At 59.9% G+C, this 18,841-nt stretch carries 16 protein-coding genes; 4 read left to right on the forward strand and 12 right to left on the reverse strand.

Annotated elements, in window-relative coordinates:
- Positions 1 to 2: 2 nt before the first annotated feature.
- Together FHT69_RS29220 and FHT69_RS29225 are read right to left on the reverse strand one after the other, a co-directional pair.
- Positions 3 to 977, reverse strand: coding sequence for a transketolase family protein (locus FHT69_RS29220; RefSeq protein ID WP_183845253.1), 975 nt, complete (start codon positions 975 to 977; stop codon positions 3 to 5).
- Positions 970 to 1,875 carry a transketolase gene (locus FHT69_RS29225; RefSeq protein WP_244604821.1) on the reverse strand — a complete coding sequence of 302 codons (906 nt, stop codon included), beginning with the start codon at positions 1,873 to 1,875 and terminating at the stop codon, positions 970 to 972. Before FHT69_RS29225 ends, FHT69_RS29220 begins: the two co-directional genes overlap by 8 nt.
- Positions 1,876 to 2,139: 264 nt before the next feature.
- On the opposite strand from FHT69_RS29225, the gene FHT69_RS29230 reads away from it, so the two are divergent.
- A complete protein-coding gene (locus tag FHT69_RS29230) occupies positions 2,140 to 4,284 on the forward strand; it encodes a TonB-dependent siderophore receptor (protein ID WP_183845252.1) in 2,145 nt (714 codons plus the stop codon).
- A 246-nt stretch (positions 4,285 to 4,530) separates the two neighbouring features.
- On the opposite strand, the gene FHT69_RS29235 is transcribed toward FHT69_RS29230, so the two are convergent.
- A complete protein-coding gene (locus FHT69_RS29235) occupies positions 4,531 to 4,701 on the reverse strand; it encodes a hypothetical protein (protein WP_183845251.1) in 171 nt (56 codons plus the stop codon).
- Between the two features lie 268 nt (positions 4,702 to 4,969).
- On the opposite strand from FHT69_RS29235, the gene FHT69_RS29240 reads away from it, so the two are divergent.
- Together FHT69_RS29240 and gcvA are read left to right on the forward strand one after the other, a co-directional pair.
- On the forward strand, positions 4,970 to 5,278 hold the full coding sequence (locus tag FHT69_RS29240) for a hypothetical protein (RefSeq protein ID WP_183845250.1): 309 nt from the start codon (positions 4,970 to 4,972) through the stop codon (positions 5,276 to 5,278).
- A gap of 163 nt (positions 5,279 to 5,441) precedes the next feature.
- A complete protein-coding gene (gene gcvA / locus FHT69_RS29245; protein ID WP_127430884.1) occupies positions 5,442 to 6,413 on the forward strand; it encodes a transcriptional regulator GcvA in 972 nt (323 codons plus the stop codon).
- Between the two features lie 259 nt (positions 6,414 to 6,672).
- Here gcvA and fhuB read toward each other — a convergent pair whose 3' ends face one another.
- From fhuB to FHT69_RS29285, 8 genes are all read right to left on the reverse strand, one after another.
- The gene (gene fhuB, locus FHT69_RS29250) at positions 6,673 to 8,643 is read right to left on the reverse strand and encodes a Fe(3+)-hydroxamate ABC transporter permease FhuB (protein ID WP_183845281.1); all 1,971 of its coding nucleotides are present in this window, start codon (positions 8,641 to 8,643) and stop codon (positions 6,673 to 6,675) included.
- Positions 8,643 to 9,521: an iron-siderophore ABC transporter substrate-binding protein gene (locus FHT69_RS29255; protein WP_183845248.1), complete on the reverse strand. Its 879-nt coding sequence runs from the start codon at positions 9,519 to 9,521 to the stop codon at positions 8,643 to 8,645. The genes fhuB and FHT69_RS29255 overlap by 1 nt, the downstream gene beginning before the upstream one ends.
- A gap of 13 nt (positions 9,522 to 9,534) precedes the next feature.
- Positions 9,535 to 10,329: an ABC transporter ATP-binding protein gene (locus FHT69_RS29260; RefSeq protein ID WP_183906330.1), complete on the reverse strand. Its 795-nt coding sequence runs from the start codon at positions 10,327 to 10,329 to the stop codon at positions 9,535 to 9,537.
- 292 nt (positions 10,330 to 10,621) lie between these two features.
- A complete protein-coding gene (locus tag FHT69_RS29265; protein ID WP_047613837.1) occupies positions 10,622 to 11,470 on the reverse strand; it encodes a sugar phosphate isomerase/epimerase family protein in 849 nt (282 codons plus the stop codon).
- 11 nt (positions 11,471 to 11,481) lie between these two features.
- Positions 11,482 to 12,468 carry an ABC transporter permease gene (locus tag FHT69_RS29270; protein WP_097543270.1) on the reverse strand — a complete coding sequence of 329 codons (987 nt, stop codon included), beginning with the start codon at positions 12,466 to 12,468 and terminating at the stop codon, positions 11,482 to 11,484.
- Positions 12,468 to 13,496, reverse strand: coding sequence for an ABC transporter permease (locus tag FHT69_RS29275; protein ID WP_047613842.1), 1,029 nt, complete (start codon positions 13,494 to 13,496; stop codon positions 12,468 to 12,470). Before FHT69_RS29275 ends, FHT69_RS29270 begins: the two co-directional genes overlap by 1 nt.
- On the reverse strand, positions 13,489 to 15,003 hold the full coding sequence (locus FHT69_RS29280) for a sugar ABC transporter ATP-binding protein (protein ID WP_097595421.1): 1,515 nt from the start codon (positions 15,001 to 15,003) through the stop codon (positions 13,489 to 13,491). The genes FHT69_RS29275 and FHT69_RS29280 overlap by 8 nt, the downstream gene beginning before the upstream one ends.
- A 125-nt stretch (positions 15,004 to 15,128) precedes the next feature.
- Positions 15,129 to 16,112 (reverse strand): autoinducer 2 ABC transporter substrate-binding protein, encoded by a 984-nt coding sequence (locus tag FHT69_RS29285; protein WP_047616953.1) that lies wholly within the window; start codon positions 16,110 to 16,112, stop codon positions 15,129 to 15,131.
- 244 nt (positions 16,113 to 16,356) lie between these two features.
- Between FHT69_RS29285 and FHT69_RS29290 the strand changes: the two genes are divergently transcribed.
- Positions 16,357 to 17,415 carry a LacI family DNA-binding transcriptional regulator gene (locus FHT69_RS29290; protein ID WP_047616954.1) on the forward strand — a complete coding sequence of 353 codons (1,059 nt, stop codon included), beginning with the start codon at positions 16,357 to 16,359 and terminating at the stop codon, positions 17,413 to 17,415.
- 379 nt (positions 17,416 to 17,794) lie between these two features.
- Here FHT69_RS29290 and FHT69_RS29295 read toward each other — a convergent pair.
- On the reverse strand, positions 17,795 to 18,841 hold a 1,047-nt coding region (locus tag FHT69_RS29295), incomplete at its 5' end, for an ISNCY family transposase (RefSeq protein ID WP_246721349.1).

Genomic DNA, 18,841 nt, shown 5'->3' on the forward strand with positions numbered 1-18,841 from the left:
TCCTATTGCAACAACTTTTCCTGCAGGAAACCGGCGATACCCTCGCCATCCAAGCGCGCAGCCTTCAGCATGAAGGCATAGTCACCAGTCTCGACGAAGCGATCCGGAATGCCGTGCGTCACGATGCGCGGAAACGGCATGCCCGAAGCATTGTAGTGATCAAGGATTGCGCTGCCGAGACCGCCAACCGTCGTGTGCTCCTCGATGACGAAAACCGTGCTGGCATGGCGAGCGACGTCAGCCAGTGCGACCGCATCCAGCGGCTTGATCGTATGCATGTTGAGGACGCCGACTTCCAGACCGGCTTCACTCAGCTTTTCAGCGGCCAGAAGGCAATGCCCGACCGTGGTGCCGCTCGAGATCAGCATCACCTCGCGTGGCGGCGTCAGCCAAACGGCCTTGCCGATTTCGAACGTGTAGTCTTCCGTATAGACGACCGGTGCATTGGGCGTGCCGGTCAGGCGGATATAGACCGGTTGGTCGAAGCCGACACAAGCCTCCAACGTCTTGTAAATTTCCGAGCAGTCGGCCGGCGATATGATCGTCAGGCCCGGCACAGTACGCATGACCGCGACATCCTCCAGGCCGAAATGGGAGTTGCCGAGATAAGCCATCGCCAGACCGCTACCAAGTGCGACGAGCTTCACCGGCTCGCCCATATAACCCATGTTCATGCGCACCTGTTCGCTTGCCCGCATTGAAGCAAAGGGCGCAAACGTCGAGGCGAACACGTCGAACCCCATGCGAGCGAGACCGGCAGCGCAGCCCACCATGTTCTGCTCGGCAATACCGGTATTAAGGAATTGGTCCGGATGTTCCTTGGAGAATCGGTCTAGACCGGAAGACCGCCCAAGATCGGCGCTCATCGCGATAATGTTCTCGTTTTCGGTCGCGAGCGCTGTCAGCGCCTGGCCATAAACAGCCCGCGGCCCGATGCGCGACCATGTGCGTGCATTACGGCTCGACAACTCAACCACGGAATTCTCCTTCCGTTTCCAGCTCCGACCCAGTGCTCTCGCCGAGCGCCTTCAGGCACTCTTCATAGACAGTTCCCGTGATGCGATTGTGATGCCAATCGTTGTTATTCTCCATGAATGACAATCCCTTGCCTTTCACGGTACGGGCGACGATGGCGGTCGGTATATCCGCGACCTGCTTTGCCTGCTGGAGTGCCGACAGGATCTGATGGTGATCGTGGCCATCGACATTGATGACGTTCCAGCCGAAAGCTTTCCAGATGTTCGTCAATGCAATTCTATTGCTATAGGTGGCATTCGGCCCGTCGTTGCGGAACCCGTTCTCATCAATGATCGCGGTAAGGTTGCCGACGCCCATTTCCGAAGCGGAAGCGGCGCTCTCCCAAACGGACCCTTCATTGCATTCGCCGTCGCCGAGAAGCACATAAACACGACGGTCTTGTTTGCGCTTGCGCATACCAAGGGCGATGCCCATGCCATAGGCAAGGCCCTGGCCCAAGCTGCCATTGGAGCTTTCGATGCCGAGCGCGACCTTCTTTACCGGGTGAGCGATCAGATCGCTGCCGTTTGTCTGAAAGGTCGCAAGCTTTTCGGCGTCGAAATAGCCGAAGTGATGCAGCACCGCCAGATAGCCCAGCACTGCATGCCCCTTGCTAAGAATGAAGATGTCGCGACCGTCCCATTGAGGTTCATGGGGGCGATGCGAAAGCACGTCGCCGAAGAGCGTATTCAACAGCTCTACCATGCTCAGGCTACCGCCGATGTGCGCCGACTGTCCGCACCGAAACGCGGTGTCGACGATTATACGACGAACCCGCGCACAGGACTCCTCGAAGCTTGTATTGATCATCAGGCTAGCTTGCATCTTTCGGAAGCGGTTTAGATCGGAATGGTCCATCTCAAACCATCCCATTGCCGATCCTTCCAATTGAAGCTTGTGCGGGTCTGTTGCCGCTTCGTTGCCCGCCCCCAAGCCCGATCGAGACTGCCGGGCGCGCGGCCCGTGTTGCTCCAAAACCTCAAGGTTCGACTGGGTGCAAAGATGGTCACAAACCGTGATTATTAAGTTGACTCCAATTCTCCTGTTTGAGTAAACGCAACCTTAGCAGTGGCCGGAGGGGCGGCCGTCACACTGCCCGATATTGGTCTGACAGGGGATAGTATGACAGTGGGACTACAGGGAAAGTTGCGCATGCTCACAAGCCGATTGGTTGCGAGCAGCGCGTTGATAACGGTGTCATTCGGATCGGCAGGCATCGGCTGGGCACAGGACAATTCGGCCGAAGAGGCGACGCAATTGGCCCCGATCGTCATAACGGGCAAGTCGGATCGTGTGGTTGGCCCGGATCGCACCATCGTCGCCAAGAATACCGCCACCGGCACCAAAACAGACACTCCGGTCATCGATGTCCCGGCCTCCGTATCGGTGGTGACGCAAAAGGAGTTGGAAGAGCGTCATGTGGACAATCTTCAGCAGGCGGTCGCTTATACTGCCGGCGTCTTTTCGGATGAGTTCGGCAACGACGACCGGTACGATTATATAAGAATTCGCGGCTTTGATCAGACGGCGCTCGGCACCTATCGGGATGGTCTGGCGGCGCGTATTCCCGCGTGGTTCACGGCCAGCCGCCTTGAACCCTATGGTCTTCAGCGCGTCGAGGTCCTGAAGGGATCGACTTCGACCCTCTTCGGTCTCAACGGTCCGGGAGGACTGGTCAATGCGATCACCAAGCGGCCCTTGGATGAGAAGCATGGCGAAATCTACACCTCCTATGGTGATGGCACCAAGGAAGTAGGCGCGGATTTCGGCGGGCCGATCGATCCCGACGGCGTGTGGAGCTACCGGCTTACCGCACTTGCCAAGGACGGTGATCAGGGCTGGGATCATTCGAACGACGACCGCACCTACGTTGCACCGGCCCTGACGATCAAACCGGAAGAGGGGACCTCGCTCACCATCCTGACCGACTATTACAAACGCGATGGAACGGGCGCGCGCGGATTTCCCACGGACGCCGATATCGATATCGACACCTTCCTCGGCGAGCCGGACTTCAATCGCTTCAATACGGAGCAGGCCGACATCGGCTATCAGTTCGAACACGAGATCAATGAAAATCTGACCTTTCGCTCGAATGCCCGCTATACGCATCTCGAGCTCGACTATGCCGAAGTCTATGGCGCATCACTGGATCCGACCGCCGATCGAACGGCGTTCTCGGTCGACGGCATGTCCAACCGTTATGCCATCGACAATCAGCTGCAATATGATGCGACATGGAACGGGATCGACAGCAAGACGCTGGTCGGCGTCGATTACACCAACGACAATACGCGCGAGAACATCCTGTTCGGGACGGCCGGACCGATCGATATCAACGACCCCGTCTATTGCGGTCTCTCCTGCATCAATCTCGGCCCGTACGTGAACTGGCGCGTCAAGCAGCAGGCGGTCGGGATCTACGCACAGGAGCAACTGACCTTCGACGACCGATGGATCGTTACCCTGGGCGGACGATGGGACCATGTCCACACGACTGCGGATTATCTCGACAGCGGGACAAGCGACGACGACACGGCGTCAGCCTTCACCAAGCGTGCCGGGCTGACGTATAAATTTACGCCGAATCTCGCAGCCTATGCGAACTATTCGGAAAGCTTCCAGCCGCTCGTCGCGCAGACCGCAAACGGATACACCGTGACGGGCTCGCTGAAGCCACAGGAAGGTGAACAATACGAGATTGGCCTCAAATATCGCCCTGATGGGTTTGATGGCCTCTTCACCTTGGCGCTGTTTGATCTTACCCAAACGAATGTGCCGAGCTATGTCACCCCTCTGGTTCAGGAGCAGATCGGCAAGGTGGGTGTGCGCGGCATCGAACTCGAAGGCAAAGCCGCAATCAACGACAGGCTTAATCTCACGCTTGCTTATTCCTATTGGGACGCCGAAATCCGCGAGGACGGCACCGGCGGCAACATCGGTAACCGGCCTTCACGCGTGCCGCGGCACTTGGCATCCGCCTGGCTCGACTACACGATCCCCGGAGACGGAAAGCGCGGCGACCTGACGCTCGGCGGCGGTGTGCGTTATATCGGCCAGTCCTATGGGGACGATGCAAATACCGTGTCGGTTGCCGCCTACACGCTGTTTGATGCCGCGGTCAGCTACAAGGTGACCGAGGACGTGACGCTTGCCGTCAACGCGACGAACCTGTTCGATCGCAAATATATCGCCAGCAGCTACTACGGAACTGAGTTCTACGGCGATCGGCGCAAGGTCGTCGGCACGCTGAAGTATTCCTGGTAAAGGTGACGGACGCCGCCTTGTCCGATCAAGGCGGCGTCCGCAATCTGAACGTCGAAGTTATAAGGATCGCTGCGCTGTAGCCAGTGTTCCAAGGCATCTATACCGAACGCCATGGTGAATGCTCATCTTTCGATGAACGGCCGCCCTTACCGTCTTTGACCATAGAAGCTATTCGCTATCGGTGCTGCCAGCGCCCTATCGTCGGAAGAAGCCGAACATCGCACCGGTATCCTGCTGGTGCCTGCCTCATGACCGGGGGCAGTAAGGCTTGCCCTCCGTCTGGTGCCAGCGCAGGCGCTTAAACCAGTTGGAGGCAGTCGCATCCCGCATCTTGGCGAGATCGAGCACCGTCAGCGTTCGGCACTCTGGCGAGAGCAGGAAATGCTGGCCCTTGGGCGTGTCGTCGGGGTTCGCCACGGCTCAACCACTCCGCCATCCGGAAGGCGGCTGGGCGTATTTCCAAGCCATCGACCAACACACTGACGGTCGACACCTCGGCGCGGGAGCGATGGGCAATGGCAGCGGTGGCGATGAGGGTCATGTTCAGACTCCAGAGGTCGACGGCAGGCACAGCAGATCGGCGGACGAAAAGGCCGCGGGAGATCAGAGCTGTATTTGTATCATCCTGAACATGATCCAGGTTCTTATCTGGACTTCGCGTCGAGGTCGACCGAAGGAGGTCTAAATGGTTAATTTTGGCGAGAGATCGAAAGCCTTTTGCTGGATATCCGTGCGACCCGCGATTGCTTTCGGCCCATTGCAGGCATGTGGAAATGAATGCCCAGATGTCGGGGCTTTCTTCCCAGAAGCCCATTGGGGCCTGATTTCAAAACTCGAATTCACATTTCGTCAGATGAGGAATGTTCTGCGGGTTGATGCCTATGTCCCGCAGGCGTTGCTCAGTAAGACGACGCAGGTCTCGCTTGAGGTAATGCAGTGTCCGCCGCCGGCGCGTTTCATCGTTGAATCGACGCACCAGATCGTGCATTTTTGAATTAAAAAAATTGAGGGTAATTTTTGTCGAGTTCATGTGGCATATTCCTTGCCGTTATCGCGGCTACCTGATATTTCTCGAATAATTGACATACTCGCATATTGAATGCGAGCAGGGAAACGAGTATTCTCGTTCAGAATTTCAAACTTTCTTTGAAGCAAAAATGAGCATAATTCCTGGAATGCGGGCGCTAAGAGCGCTTGATGCCTCGGGGCGACATCTGAACTTCAGTCGAGCGGCCGACGAACTTGGCCTGACCCCGGCGGCGGTCAGCTACCAGATCAAGGAAATCGAGGACCAGCTCGGCCTGTCGCTTTTCAAGCGCACCAATCGCTCGATCCGCACGACGGAGGCTGGATTGATCCTTTGCCGCGCATCCGGTGACGCGCTCGAACTCATGAAGCGTGCCGTCGCACAGGCCCGCAGGAGCGAGCGCGGCTCCCGCCACCTGAAAATCACCGTCGATCCGGACTTTGCCGTCAAATGGCTGATGCAGCGGCTGAAACGCTTCCGTGGCGCTTGGCCGGAAATCGACCTGCGCTTTGATATCTCCCCCGAGGTGCGCGACTTCGAGCTGGACGACATCGATATCGGCATTCGCTTTGGCACGGGAAACTATCCCGGCCTTTGCGCTGATCGATTGTTTGATGACGTTGTCGTGCCCGTATGCAGTCCTCGGCTACTCGCGTCCGAGAGGCCCATTCGAACGCCGACTGATCTGCTTGATCACACCTTGGTCCATATCGAATGGGAGCGACAGGGTGTCGCGTGGCCGAACTGGTCGACGTGGATGGCGGCTGCCGGTATCGACGCCTTCGACGACAGTCGTACGGTTGCGCTCGCCACGTCATCGGAAATGCTTCAAGCCGCGATCAGCGGGGATGCTGTGGCACTTGTGGACCTCACCACTGTCGCAAACGATCTGGCCGAGGGGCGGCTTGTCCGGCTTTTCGATCTTGGCATCCCGATTCCGTCCGAACTCGCCTATTTCCTCGTGTATCCGCAGGAAACGGCTTCCGATCCCCGTGTCGTCGCCTTTCGCGAATGGATTCTTGACGAGGCGGAACAGATGCCGGGTCAGGAATCGCGAACACCTGCATCCGATGAAAAGGGGCGCGGGACCAGGGAGGCTTAGGCAGCCCAAGCCGTGCATCGAATTGCCCAACCAGAGGCAACATGTCCGAAGTATTCACACCCTCTACTCTGAAAAGCGTCACCCTCCGCAATCGCATTGCCGTTCCGCCGATGTAGGCTCCGTGGCAACGTTGTCAATAACCCAATCAACGTCAGCCGCATTCATGGGAATGCCGGCCTGAAATTCTGTTTTGATTCAGAGGCGTAAGGCGCTTTTGGTGGTCTTTGCTACCTAATGCCGGGCCTTCCTGTGGCAACCCTCAGCCGACACCGCGCTTGCGCATCATCAGCATCAGGAACGGTGCTCCGATGAGTGCGGAAACAAGACCGGCCGGGATCTGATAGGGCGATACGATCGTGCGGCCGACAAAATCGGCGGCAACCATAAGCCCCCCGCCGATCAGAGCGGCACCAACCATTTGCGGCAGCGCGCGTGTCAGTCCCGCCTCCCGTGCCAGGTGAGGTCCCATGAGGCCGATAAATGATAAGGGGCCGACCGTCAGCGTCGCGGCGGCCGTCAACAATCCTGCGAGGCCAAAAAGCGCAAAACGCGATTTCGCCAATGGTACGCCGACCGCCGCCGAAGGCGACGGCCCAAGGGGAAGTATGTCAAGCCAGCGGCGGGCGGCGAGCGCAACGGCAATCAGCACAGCGCCGAGCGCTGCCTCCGTTGCCGCGGTCGACCCTTCGATGAGGTAGGTGGACCCGCTCATCCACCGCATCAGCAGAACGGCTCTCGGATCTCCCGTCGAGCTCAACACGCCGACGACGGCATCGACCATCGCGCTTAAGGCAATGCCCGCAAGCAGGACCCGCTCGGGAGCGAAGGCCGATCGCCGGGAACTGGCGAAGATGATGGCAAGCACACTGATCGCACCGGCCACGGCAAAGGCAAATTGACCGGAAAATCCGGGAGCGACGGCAAAGAGGGCAATCGCAACGCCGAAGGTCGCGCCGGCACTGATCCCGAGAACTTCGGGACTTGCCATTTCATTTCCGGTCAACCGCTGAAGGATCGAGCCCGCGACCGCAAGCATCGCGCCCGATGCCAGAGCGGCGAGGATTTTAGGTATCCTGATGGCAAGGACATCGTACGAGAATTCGCCGGAAGCGAAGGCCCAGCCGCCATTGACGTCACGTCCGAGAAAAACGCTGACCATCAACAGCATAAGCAGACCGGCAGCGGCGATGACGACCGGTGCGGTTCCATCCCATCGACGTGACCGTCCGAACGCCGGCGATTGCTGCAATCGATGACGGATCTTCAGCCGCGGCAGGAGCGCGAGGAGCAGCGGCGAACCGAAGATGGCCGTTACCGCTCCCGTCGGCAAGAAATCACCAAGCCCGCCTGCGACCAGTTGCAGAACAGAGTCGGCGAAGAGAAGCAGCCCGGCGCCGATCAGGGGAGACCAGAAGATGAGCTGCGCGGGACGTCGTGCTCCGGACAATCGCGCAATCGTCGGCGCGACCAGTCCAATGAAACCAATGACCCCGACAGCGCTGGTGACAAATGCAGCAAGCGCGACAGCAAGGGCGACGACAATGAAACGCAGACGGACCAATCGGACGCCGAGTGCCGTGGAACTGCTCTCGCCAAGATCGAGCAGCGAAAGCGGTCTGATCACGAAAGTGCAGACGATGGCAACGACGCCCAACTTCCAAAGAAGCGACACGGGAATGACCCAACTTTGCTGGGCCAGCGAGCCGGCGCCCCAGATGAACAGGCTCGAGAGGTAGCGCTGGTTCAAATAGATCAGGATCGCAGAGAGGCCGCCACACCACAGACTGAGAACCAGCCCCGACAGAACAAGCGAATAAGGCGAAAAACCGCGGCGCGCGCCAAGGCTGACGACGATCACGGCCGCGGTCGCACTGCCGGTCAGAGCGACAAGATCACGGCCGGCCCCGAGCAGGTCCGGGAGAAACAGCGATGTTACCACCAGCGCCAGGTTTGCTCCGGCCGACACGCCGAGGGTGGTAGGGTCGGCGAGCGGGTTTCGCAAAACCTGCTGAAACAGCGCACCAGACAAGGCAAGCATAGCGCCGGCAATGAGCGCCGTCGCAAGGCGGGGAAGCGTCGAATAGTACAATACCATTCGTGTGACATCGTAATTCGGTAGCGCAATTTCAGACAGCGCAGGAGCAGCAAGAAACCACGAAGCCACGCCTCCACCGCCAATCAGGAGGAGGAAGACTAATGCTGGCCCGATATTGTCGCGGCGGGATATCATCATGCTTCTTTTTCCAGAAGATCTGTCAAAAGGCCCGCGAAGCGCATGGCCTCGTTCACCATGCCAAACATCAGGGCCGGCGGCAGAATCGACAGGTGGCCGGGACGCGCAAAGGCCAACCTGTTCCACAGCGGGCTCTGAGCAAGTTTCGGAAGAACGTCCGGAGGAACGGGGTCGAAGGCGATCAGACGCGCATCTGGATCGGTGATCTTGGAGAGCTCCTCAATGCCGATCGTTTCAAAACCCCAATAATTCGACTCTCTGGTCCAGGCGTTCCGGACACCGATGCGCTCGAGCACATTGTGGAACAGCCCGGGACTCGAATAGATGCGGACATGGCGGGCATCCATGAAATTCACCAGGGCGACCGGCGGCAGGTTCTTGTCCGCCAGGCGGCTGCGGCATCGCTCGAAGAAGGCGTCGGCGCGCGCGAGGAACTGCTCCGCCTCATTCTGACGACCAAGCTCAACGGCCAATTTGCGCGTCGCCGCAATGGCGGCGGGAAGAATAGGCCCAATGCCCGGCACGAAGATTTCCAGCCGAACGACTTTCGCCACCGACTGCAGCTTGGGTAACAGCTCATCGAGGTAGGGTGTGGTCAATATGATATCGGGCTTCAGCGCAACGAGAATTTCAAAATTGACCTCGAACGCACTGCCGATATCGACGACGGATTCTGGCATTCGCGGCTCGACAACCCATCTGTCCCAATCGGCGAGGTCCGAGATCCCGACCGGAGGCAATCCAAGGGATAAAAGCGTGGACGCAAGACCGTAGTCGAGGCTGACGACCCTTTGGCCGATCGACTGCGCAAACAGCGGAGCCGGAATGGCCGAGGCCGCCGCGAACTGCAGAAGGAAGCGCCGCGAAACGCCCATTGAACGCCCAACCTCAGCAAACATAGGCGAGCGGATAGGGCAGGGTGGGCGCGGAGATCACATCCATATCGATCCCATAGATCTCCTGCAGCGTCTTCGGCGCGAGGATCGCGCTCGGTGTTCCGCTGGCAACCACGCCACCGCGTTTCAATGCGTGGATCCGATCGCAGAAGCGCGCGGCCATGTTGATGTCGTGAAGAACGATGACGACACTCCTTCCACCCTCATGCGCCAAGCGTCGCACAAGTGAGAGCACCTCAATCTGGTGGGCAACATCGAGTGCCGCAGTCGGTTCGTCGAGCAACAGGCAGCGGGCATCCTGAGCAATCAGCATGGCGATCCAGGCCCGTTGCCGCTCACCGCCCGACAGTGTTCCGACGATACGGTCGGCGAACTTCTCGATATGCGTTGCCTGAAGGGCCTCCTCGACTTTCCCTTCATCGTCCTTGGTGAAGCGGCCAAGCGCTCCGTGCCACGGGTAGCGGCCGCATCCCACAAGCTCGCGGACCGTCATGTCCGCTCCGGTCGTGACGTCCTGGGGCAGATAGGCGACCGAACGCGCGAAGGCGCGTTCGCTATACGTCCTCAGATCCCGGTTTCCGTAAGAGATCGATCCGGCGCTCGGCACGAGCTGGCGCGCCAGCATTTTGAGAAGACTGGATTTGCCGGAACCGTTGTGGCCGACCAGTGCCACGACTTCTCCTGCCGGAAATGTCAGGCTTACGTCGCAGAGAATTGCGTTCCCCTCGATCGAAAGACCTATATTTTCGGTGACAAAAGTTTCGGCCGCTCGAGGCGGATCTTGCATCGGGGGGAGTATGGCCACGTGACATCCTTTAACCGGGTGATAGGCCGGTACTAAAGATGAGAGCAGCAATCAACTATTTTCGCTTCTTTCGACGCGGCTGCCCTGCTGCTCGTCACCAGCATGCGGCCGTACGCCTTTCGCCACTTGATCAGCCTGGTTTTTCGAGGGAAGAACCAGGCTGACAAGATGACCTTTGCGACGCCGCGCAAGGGTCCACGGCACTTGAACGGCAGGTGGCCTACGACAACGGTAAGGGTCACCACCGGAGTGTTCAAGTGACCCGGCAATCCGCTCAGATCAGCCCGTATTGTTCCGCCTTGTTGCGCAGGAATGGCAGGCCATTGCCCATGACCTCTTCCATATCGCGTGCAACGGGGCGCCAGACAGCCAGGCCATAGGCTACCTCAGGCGGCATGTTGATGAAGCTTTCCATGGCAAGTCCGCCCTTGAAACCGATTGCAGCGAGCGCGGCATAGATCGCATCCCACGGAATGTTGCCGTAACCCGGCGTGCCGCGGTCGCTTTCGGAAAGATGGATGTACTTCAGGTGATCGCGGGCGATCAGGATGCCGTTGGCCGCACCCTTCTCCTCGATATTCATGTGGTAGGTGTCGAGATGAACGAAGATGTTATCCGCGCCGACACGCTCTACCATGTCGACGGCCTGCTGCGCCGAGTTGATCAGGTGGTTCTCGTAGCGGTTCACGGCCTCGACGCCGAGCTGGATGCCGTACTTCCTGGCGTGTTTTGCCGCGGCGTCGAGCACCTTGGCGATGTTGTCGTATTCGCCTTGCGTCGGCGGCACGCCGGTGCGTTCGCCGATGCCGCCGAAGATGACGCCGGACAGGGCTTCGGCACTCATTTCCGCGGTCTTTTCGATCGCAACCTTCAGATGCTCGATTGCTGCATCCGGGCGGATGGAGGCCCAGGCGTGCTCCGGCAGGCCGAGCGAGCAGACGGCGCGCAGCTTGTTCTTTTCAAGCAGGTCGCGAGTGTGTTTGGCATCGACGGCAGGCGCGTTGAGCAGCGCGATCTCGATGAAATCCATCTTGTAGTGCACGGCCCCGGCAATCGCCTTCTCGGCGCCTGCGCGGTCCCAGTTCATGGTCCACATGCTGGTGTGAACGCCGAAACCTTCCATGGTCGTATCTCCTATTTCATGATTCTGATGAACTTGGCCGAGAACCACCGCAGCACCATCACGACGATGAGCAGGATGCCCCAGACGGCAGTGGTGAGATGCTGGTTGGCGCCGAGCAGGTTGAGCCCCGAAGAAAGAAGCTGCAGCACGATGAGCGCCACGAAGACGGGCAGGACTCGGCCGAAGCCGCCAAAGGGATTGATGCCGCCGAGGAAGCAGGCGAGCACGGTGATCAGCAGATAGGATTCGCCGTGGCCGACGCGCACCGAATTGAAGCGCGCAAGCATGATGATGCCGGCAACTGCAGCCATCACCCCGGAGAGCATATAGACCAGCACCAGGATCTTGCGGGTGTTGATGCCGGAATAGCGGGCAGACTCGATATTGGAGCCGATCATGTAGGTTGAAAAGCCGAGCTTGGAGCGCGAGAGCAGGAGGTGGCTGGCGATCACGCAGGCGATCAGGATCAACAAAGGTACCGGGATGCCGAGAATGCTGCCGTGGCCGATGGGAGCGATGAAGGTGGGGAAGCCCGAGATATCGCCGCCGCGCGTCAGGAACTCACCGAGGCCGCGCAGGAAGATCATCATCGACAGCGAAACGAGGATGGGGTGGGCGCGGGTAAAGGCGATGACGAGTCCCATGACCAGGCCGCTTGCCGCGCCGACGGCAAGCGCCAGAACCGAGCCGAGCAGAAAGGCGCCCGGACCGGCGTCGATGCCGCCATTGGCCTGCAGCGTCCAGGCGAGCGTCAGGCCGGCGATGTTGGCGGTGAAGGTGATCGCAAGGTTGAGGCCGCCGGTCAGGATCGGCATCAGCATCGCAAGCGTCAAGACGCCCAGCTCCGGAAGCTGAAAGGCGACCGATCCGAAGGTCGCGCCCGTCAGGAAATGGGGCGAAGCGAAACCGAAGACGACAAGCACCGCCGCCAGCGCGGCGAGGGGACCGGCCATGTCGGCGCCGAAGATGGCGTTGAAGCGGGCGGCGAGCGCGTTCATCAGCTCTCTCCCCTTTCTGCAGGTCTGTCACCGGTCGATTTGCGGGTCGCAAACACCGGCACCAGATTGCCGATGCGAGCGCTCGACAAAGTGATCGCAACGAGGATGATCGCGCCGACGATCATCTTGAAGGCGAAGGGCGAGACGCCCATCAGGTTGAGGCCGTTCTGGGTGATCGAGACGAGCAGCACGCCCAACACGCAACCGAGCACGGAGCCCTTGCCGCCGCCCAGCCGCGCACCGCCGAGCACCACTGCGGCCAGGACATCGAGCTCGCGGCCATAGAGTGCGTTCGGAACGACCTCCTGCGCATAATGCGCCTGCATCAGCCCGGCGATGCCTGCCATCAATCCAAGCCAGCCGAAGGCGATGAACTGCATGGCGCCGATATTGATGCCGAAGCGGCGCGCGCCTTCCGGATTGTCACCGAAGGCATAGAGCTGCCGGCCGGTCGTCGTGCGGGTAATGAAGAACCAGGTGGCGAGCGTGCAGACGACCATGACCACAACAGGCAACGTGATCTCAGCCCAGCTCCCATCGGCCATTTCGCGCTCGTAGATGATGACGCGGCTCGTCAGCCAGTCGGGCAGATTGTAGATCGACACACCCTTGGTGAAGAACATCAGCAAGCCGAAATAGACGTTGAAGGTTGCGATCGTCGCGACGATCGAGATGATGCGAAAGCGGTGGATCAGGAAGGCGTTGATCACGCCGAGCACGATGCCGATGCCGGCCGCAATCAGGAAGCCGGATATCCATCCACCCCCGCCGATCCTCTCGAGCGCAAGTGCAGTGACGTATTGCACGATCGAGGCGGCGACGGCGAAGGAGATGTCGATCCCGCCTGATATCAGCACCACGAGCAGGCCAACGGCAAAGATAATGTTGACCGCGCTGATATTGAGCAGGTCGAAGACATTGCCGAGCGTCAAGAAACGGTCGGTCATGAAAGCCAGGACAATGCTCATCGCGATGATGACGGCGATGAGCACGAATTCAGTCGTATGGGACAGGAACAGCTTACGCATAGACCGCCGCCTCCAGGTCCTTCAGTGTGGTCGCGCGCGGATCATGCCAGCCGGCGATGCGGCCCTTTTCCATATGGATGATCCGATCGGCGTTGAAATAGACCTCCGGCACCTCGTCCGAAATCAGGATGATAGCCAGCCCCGCCTCGGCGAGACGCGCAACGATTTCGAAGATACCGGCGCGTGCGCCGACATCGACGCCGACCGTGGGCGCATCGAGGATCAGCACCTTGGGATCGGTGGCGAGCCATTTGGCGATCGCGACGCGCTGCTGGTTGCCGCCCGAAAGCGTCGAGATCGCATCGTCCTGCTTGCCGATCCTGACGCCGAGATCAGCGATCCAGCGCGCGACGAGCGAGCGCTTCTTTTCCGGCGAAATGAGCCGCCGGCCCAGGATGCGGTTGAGCGAGGCCATGACCAGATTGTCGGCGATGGATTGCGGCTGGTTGAGACCGAGCGAAAGGCGGTCTTCGGAGAGATAGGCGACACCTGATGTGATCGCCTCGCGGTTGGAGGCAAAGCGCACCGGCTTTCCCTCCAACACGATCGTTCCGGCAGCGGGCCGGCGCATGCCGAACAGCGTAAGCGCAAGTTCGGTGCGCCCCGAGCCAAGCAGGCCGGTTATCCCGAGCGTCTCGCCACGGCGCAGATCAAAGGAGATGTCGTCGAACTCGCCAGGCCGGGAAAGCTTGCTGACCGAGAGCACCACCGGGTTCTGCGATACGTCGCGGGCGAGAACATTCTGGTCGAAGGTGCGCCCGGTCATCAGCTCGGTGATCTTAGACTGGGTCATGCCCTCCACCGGGTAGACCCCGACCAGCGCGCCATCGCGCAGCACCGTGATGCGCGAGGAGATATCCAGCACTTCCGCAAGGCGATGGCTGACGAAGACCACGGCAACACCCGAAGCCGACAGCGTGCGCACGATCGCCAGCAGATGGTCGGTCTCAGACTGGGTGAGCGAGGCGGTCGGCTCGTCCATGAAGACGATCCGGGCCTCTCCGACCAGCGCGCGGGCAATGGCGACGATCTGACGCTGCGCGATGGCGAAATCCTTGAGAGGCCTGTCGACGTCGAGGGTGACGCCAAGCCGGGCGAGCGCCTCCTCGGCTATTCCGCGGATCGCGGCATAATTGACGAAGCGCGGGCGCGAACCGGAAAGGGTCTGGAAGGCGATGTTTTCCGCCACGCTCATTTCCGGAAAGAGCGCGAGGTCCTGCCAGATGATCTGAATGCCGCGGGACTGGGCCATGCCTGGCGTCATGTGGGATATCGTCTCGCCGTCAAAGACGATCTCGGCGCCGTCTGCAGGCCGATAGACGCCTGATATCACCTTGATAAGGGTGCTCTTGCCGGAACCGTTCTCGCCAGCGAGGCAATGCACTTCGCCGGGCAAGACTTCGAAGGAGACGTTTTTCAGCGCCTTCACACCGCCGAATGTAATGTTGATGCCGCGAAGCGAAAGAAGCGGCGGGGCCTTCACACCATCATCCGTTGCCATGCTCATGCCGGTTGCCTGTCCAGTCGAATGCCATGAAAGGTCAATGGCCCAGCCATGGCCGGATACCGCTCTTTTCCCGAACGTCGGGCCGGTCCATGTCGACCGGCCCGACACCCGGGGAGGGGGCCTCTTCAGAGGCCCATTGCGGCCAGGTCGTCGACCGTATCCTTGTTGATCGGCAGCAGCTGATCGACGATGATGTCGTTGCCAACCGGCTTGATCACGCCGAGACCCGGAATGTCATCACCTTCCTTGACGCTCTCGCCCTTGATCAGGCGATCGGCGAGCGTGACGAAGACTTCGCCGGCCTGCTTCGGATTCCACATGAAGCCGCCCGATATCGCGTCGGACTTGATCAGCTTCTGGCCCTGGCCGGGCGAGAACGGACCGAGCACGAAGATTTTGCCCGTCTTGCGGCGTTCTTCGACAGCGCGCCCGGCGCCGATTGGACCCTGGCTGCCGAAGGCAAGGAAGCCTTTCAGATCCGGATGGGCGGCAATAAGGTCGAGCGCCGTCGAGCGGCTCTTGTCGACGTCTTCCGCGACGCCATAGCGATCGCCGACGAGTTTCATGTCCGGATAGTTCGCCTTGATATAGGCGATTGCGGCGTCCGCCCAGGCATTGTGCAGCGGGACGGTCAGCGAACCGACGAAGACGGCATATTCGCCCTTGCCGCCCATCTTTTCGGCGAGCAGCTTGCCATGGGCCTCACCAAATCCAGTCGACGATGCGAGCTCGAAATTCCAGTCGGCGCCCTTCTGCGAGGGCGATTCATGCGTAATGACCTTGATGCCGGCGGCTTGCGCCTTGGTGAGCACCGGCTCGAGCACCTTGGCATCGTTCGGGACCACGCCGATGACCTTGACGCCCTGGGCGATCAGATCCTCGATGGCGCGCACCTGCAGCGCCGGGTCGGCACTGGTCGGGCCGATCATGAAGGCATCGACCCCTAACTTCTGGCCCTGTTCCTTGATGCCGGCTTCCATCGCGTTGAACCAGGGAATGCCGCCGATCTTGACGACAATGCCGACCTTCGGTGCGTCCTGTGCAAACGCGACCACCGCCCCGGCAAGCGACAGCGATGCGGCAAATGCCGCTACGATAAGGCTCCTCATCCTCACTCCTCCTCAAAGGTCGCTCATGCGAACGACGACCACCGGCCGGCTTCACGGCAGGTTGCTCCTGATTGTTTCATGGCGAGGGAATACCCTTGCCTCCCGTCTCGCCTCCTCCGGCGAACCATCCTGCACAATCGATCTTTCTTTTTTGCACAATCGATGGTGCAATAACTATCGATCAAGGTGGGGCTTTCGTCAAGAGGGGTTTGTTTCTAAGGGAACGATAGAGGAAAGGCTGGGAATGACGGACATCAGCAAGAAAAAGGCGACAATCTACGATCTCTCGATCCTATCGGGCGCGTCGCCTTCCACCGTGAGCGCCGTGCTGAACGGAAGCTGGCGGAAGCGGCGTATCAAAGAGGCGACAGCCCAGCTCATTCAGAAGCTGGCGAACGAGCACGGCTATAAGGCAAATCTGCAGGCGCGTGGCCTGCGGTCGTCCCGCTCCGGCCTCGTTGGTCTTCTCCTGCCGGTGCACGACAACCGCTATTTCTCCTCTATGGCGCAGTCTTTCGAGGCGCAGGTCCGAAGCCGCGGCCAGTGCCCGCTCGTCGTCAGCGCCTGTCGCGACCCGGAGGAGGAGCGGCAGGTCGTCGAGACGCTGATCTCCTATTCTATCGACGAGCTGTTCATCGCCGGCGCGACCGATCCGGATGGCGTGCACAAGGTCTGCGAAAAGGCGGGACTGAAGCACGTCAACATCGATCTGCCGGGCACGCTGGCGCCGTCGATCATCAGCGACAATTATGAAGGTGCGCGCATGCTGACACAGGCGATCATCGAGCGCGCACAGGAGGATGGCCCGCTTTCGCCCGACGATCTGTACCTGTTCGGCGGCCGCAACGACCATGCCAGCCATGAGCGAATTCGCGGTTTCCGCGACGTAAAGCGCGCCCTGCTGGGCGCGGATCCGGACATCTGCATCCAGCCGACCGGCTATTCCCCCGCCATGACTGCTCGCGCCTTCGAAGCCTTCTACGAAGGCCACGGAAAGCTGCCACGCGCATTTTTCGTCAATTCCTCGATCAATCTCGAAGGGCTGATGCGCTTCCTCGCGCTGCATCCGCACGAGACCTTCGCCGATATCATCGTCGGCTGCTACGACTACGATCCCTTCGGCTCCTTCCTGCCTTTCCCCGTCTTCATGATCCGGCAGGATAGCGAGGCGATGATCACCAGGGGGTTTGCGATCCTCGATGCGGATCGCGGCCCGGCAATCACGCATCTGGTGCAGCCGACACTCGTGCCGCCGCGCACGGCGCTGATCGGCCCACTCGATGCGTTGAAGGATATCGAGTAATGCGTCCTGTCTCGTTCGAGGTGACGGCCCTGAATTCTTTGATGCCTGATCGCCAGACACGACGCCGTCATCACGTATTCAAGTCGCTATCAATCCCATCCGCTCGTCTCCCAGATCTCGTTCAGACTCGGGGAGAGTGACATTCCAACTTTTGCAGAAACAGGACGCTTCATCCTTGAACCCACCCCCGCTAGAACAATTGTCAAAGCTGATTAGAGGCGCGACGTTGCCAGCCATTTAGAGATGCGACACTCAGCATTGCCGCTGGCGCTGACGGCAGCCCCCGATCCGACCGGCTGGGCCGGGTTGCGAGGGAGGAGCGGGGGCGGGTGAGGGACACCCCTTCGGCTTTAGCTTTGAGACTATGAGTGCCAGCGGCTCATTCCGCGGCCTCCATGCGCGCCAGCGCCTTCTGCCTTTTGGCAATGACCTCCGGGTCGTTCATGAAGTCCGTCCGCCGGCCGGGCTTGCGGCCACGCTTCTGATAACCATTGCCCTGGCTACCATCCGGTATCCCAAACATATGATCTGTCTGACCTGTGCGGCGAGGGCCGCTCTTACTGCGCTGCAGTTCACGTCCAGCCTGTAGCTCAGCGACGATCGAAAGCATGTCGTCCAAACGCTTGTTCTCGACGACTTCGGGTCTGTGTATCGATCGCAACTTATCGAAGGTTCTGTAGGGTAGGGTGAAGCTCTCGTGCATGATCTCGAGGCGACCGTCCGGATAGTCGCAGACGACGACCTTCTTTCCCGCCAATACCTTGGCCTGTTCTGTTGGATCGAGGATGAACAAGACCTTGTCGTAGCGCAACGTCAGAGACTGCGACAGGGTGCGGACTTCCTTCCGGCACATGGCACCATCGAGGCTCTCATGATCGGCCAGCGGCCGATGCATGTCCTTCGGATTGCGCGGCGGCTTGCCGAAACGAGCATTGAAATCCGCAATGAACGCTGGTGCATAGAGGTTTGCCGCTTCGATCGTGTCGATGCCGCGCAGCCGCAGTTCCTTGACCAATCGATCCTGCAGCGTCTGGTTGGCGCGTTCGACGCGTCCCTTGGCCTGTGGGGTATTGGCGCAGATGATGTCGATGTTGAGCTCATAAAGGGCTCGGCCGAACTGCGTCAGGCCGCTCGTCCGGTCTTTCTCCGAAGCATGGACTGGGCGGAAGACACCGTGCTTGTCGCTGTAGAATGCCAGAGGCTTGCCCCACTGCTGCAAATAGGCCTTCGTCGCATGGAAGTAGTCGAAGGTGTTCTCCGATCCGGCAAACCGCAGATGCAAGAGCTTGCCGGTGGCGTCATCGATGTAGACGAGCAAGGCGCATTTGGGACCGCGGTTCTCGAACATGGAGTAATCGCGGCGCGATCGTCTGCGGCTTTTGGTCTGGCGAGGGTGGTTGCCCCCGATAAGATGGAAAAACGGGCT

It is taken from the genome of Rhizobium sp. BK008, assembly GCF_014197345.1.
In the GTDB taxonomy this organism is placed as follows: Bacteria; Pseudomonadota; Alphaproteobacteria; order Rhizobiales; family Rhizobiaceae; genus Rhizobium; species Rhizobium anhuiense.

What these genes read in the sequence shown, in the direction of transcription:
- FHT69_RS29225 (WP_244604821.1), bottom strand. Translation starts at nt 1,875, where the DNA reads ATGGACCATTCCGATCTAAACCGCTTCCGAAAGATGCAAGCTAGCCTG.
- FHT69_RS29230 (WP_183845252.1), top strand. Translation starts at nt 2,140, where the DNA reads ATGACAGTGGGACTACAGGGAAAGTTGCGCATGCTCACAAGCCGATTG.
- FHT69_RS29240 (WP_183845250.1), top strand. Translation starts at nt 4,970, where the DNA reads ATGGTTAATTTTGGCGAGAGATCGAAAGCCTTTTGCTGGATATCCGTG.
- gcvA (WP_127430884.1), top strand. Translation starts at nt 5,442, where the DNA reads ATGAGCATAATTCCTGGAATGCGGGCGCTAAGAGCGCTTGATGCCTCG.
- fhuB (WP_183845281.1), bottom strand. Translation starts at nt 8,643, where the DNA reads ATGATATCCCGCCGCGACAATATCGGGCCAGCATTAGTCTTCCTCCTC.
- FHT69_RS29255 (WP_183845248.1), bottom strand. Translation starts at nt 9,521, where the DNA reads ATGGGCGTTTCGCGGCGCTTCCTTCTGCAGTTCGCGGCGGCCTCGGCC.
- FHT69_RS29260 (WP_183906330.1), bottom strand. Translation starts at nt 10,329, where the DNA reads ATGCAAGATCCGCCTCGAGCGGCCGAAACTTTTGTCACCGAAAATATA.
- FHT69_RS29265 (WP_047613837.1), bottom strand. Translation starts at nt 11,470, where the DNA reads ATGGAAGGTTTCGGCGTTCACACCAGCATGTGGACCATGAACTGGGAC.
- FHT69_RS29270 (WP_097543270.1), bottom strand. Translation starts at nt 12,468, where the DNA reads ATGAACGCGCTCGCCGCCCGCTTCAACGCCATCTTCGGCGCCGACATG.
- FHT69_RS29275 (WP_047613842.1), bottom strand. Translation starts at nt 13,496, where the DNA reads ATGCGTAAGCTGTTCCTGTCCCATACGACTGAATTCGTGCTCATCGCC.
- FHT69_RS29280 (WP_097595421.1), bottom strand. Translation starts at nt 15,003, where the DNA reads ATGAGCATGGCAACGGATGATGGTGTGAAGGCCCCGCCGCTTCTTTCG.
- FHT69_RS29285 (WP_047616953.1), bottom strand. Translation starts at nt 16,112, where the DNA reads ATGAGGAGCCTTATCGTAGCGGCATTTGCCGCATCGCTGTCGCTTGCC.
- FHT69_RS29290 (WP_047616954.1), top strand. Translation starts at nt 16,357, where the DNA reads ATGACGGACATCAGCAAGAAAAAGGCGACAATCTACGATCTCTCGATC.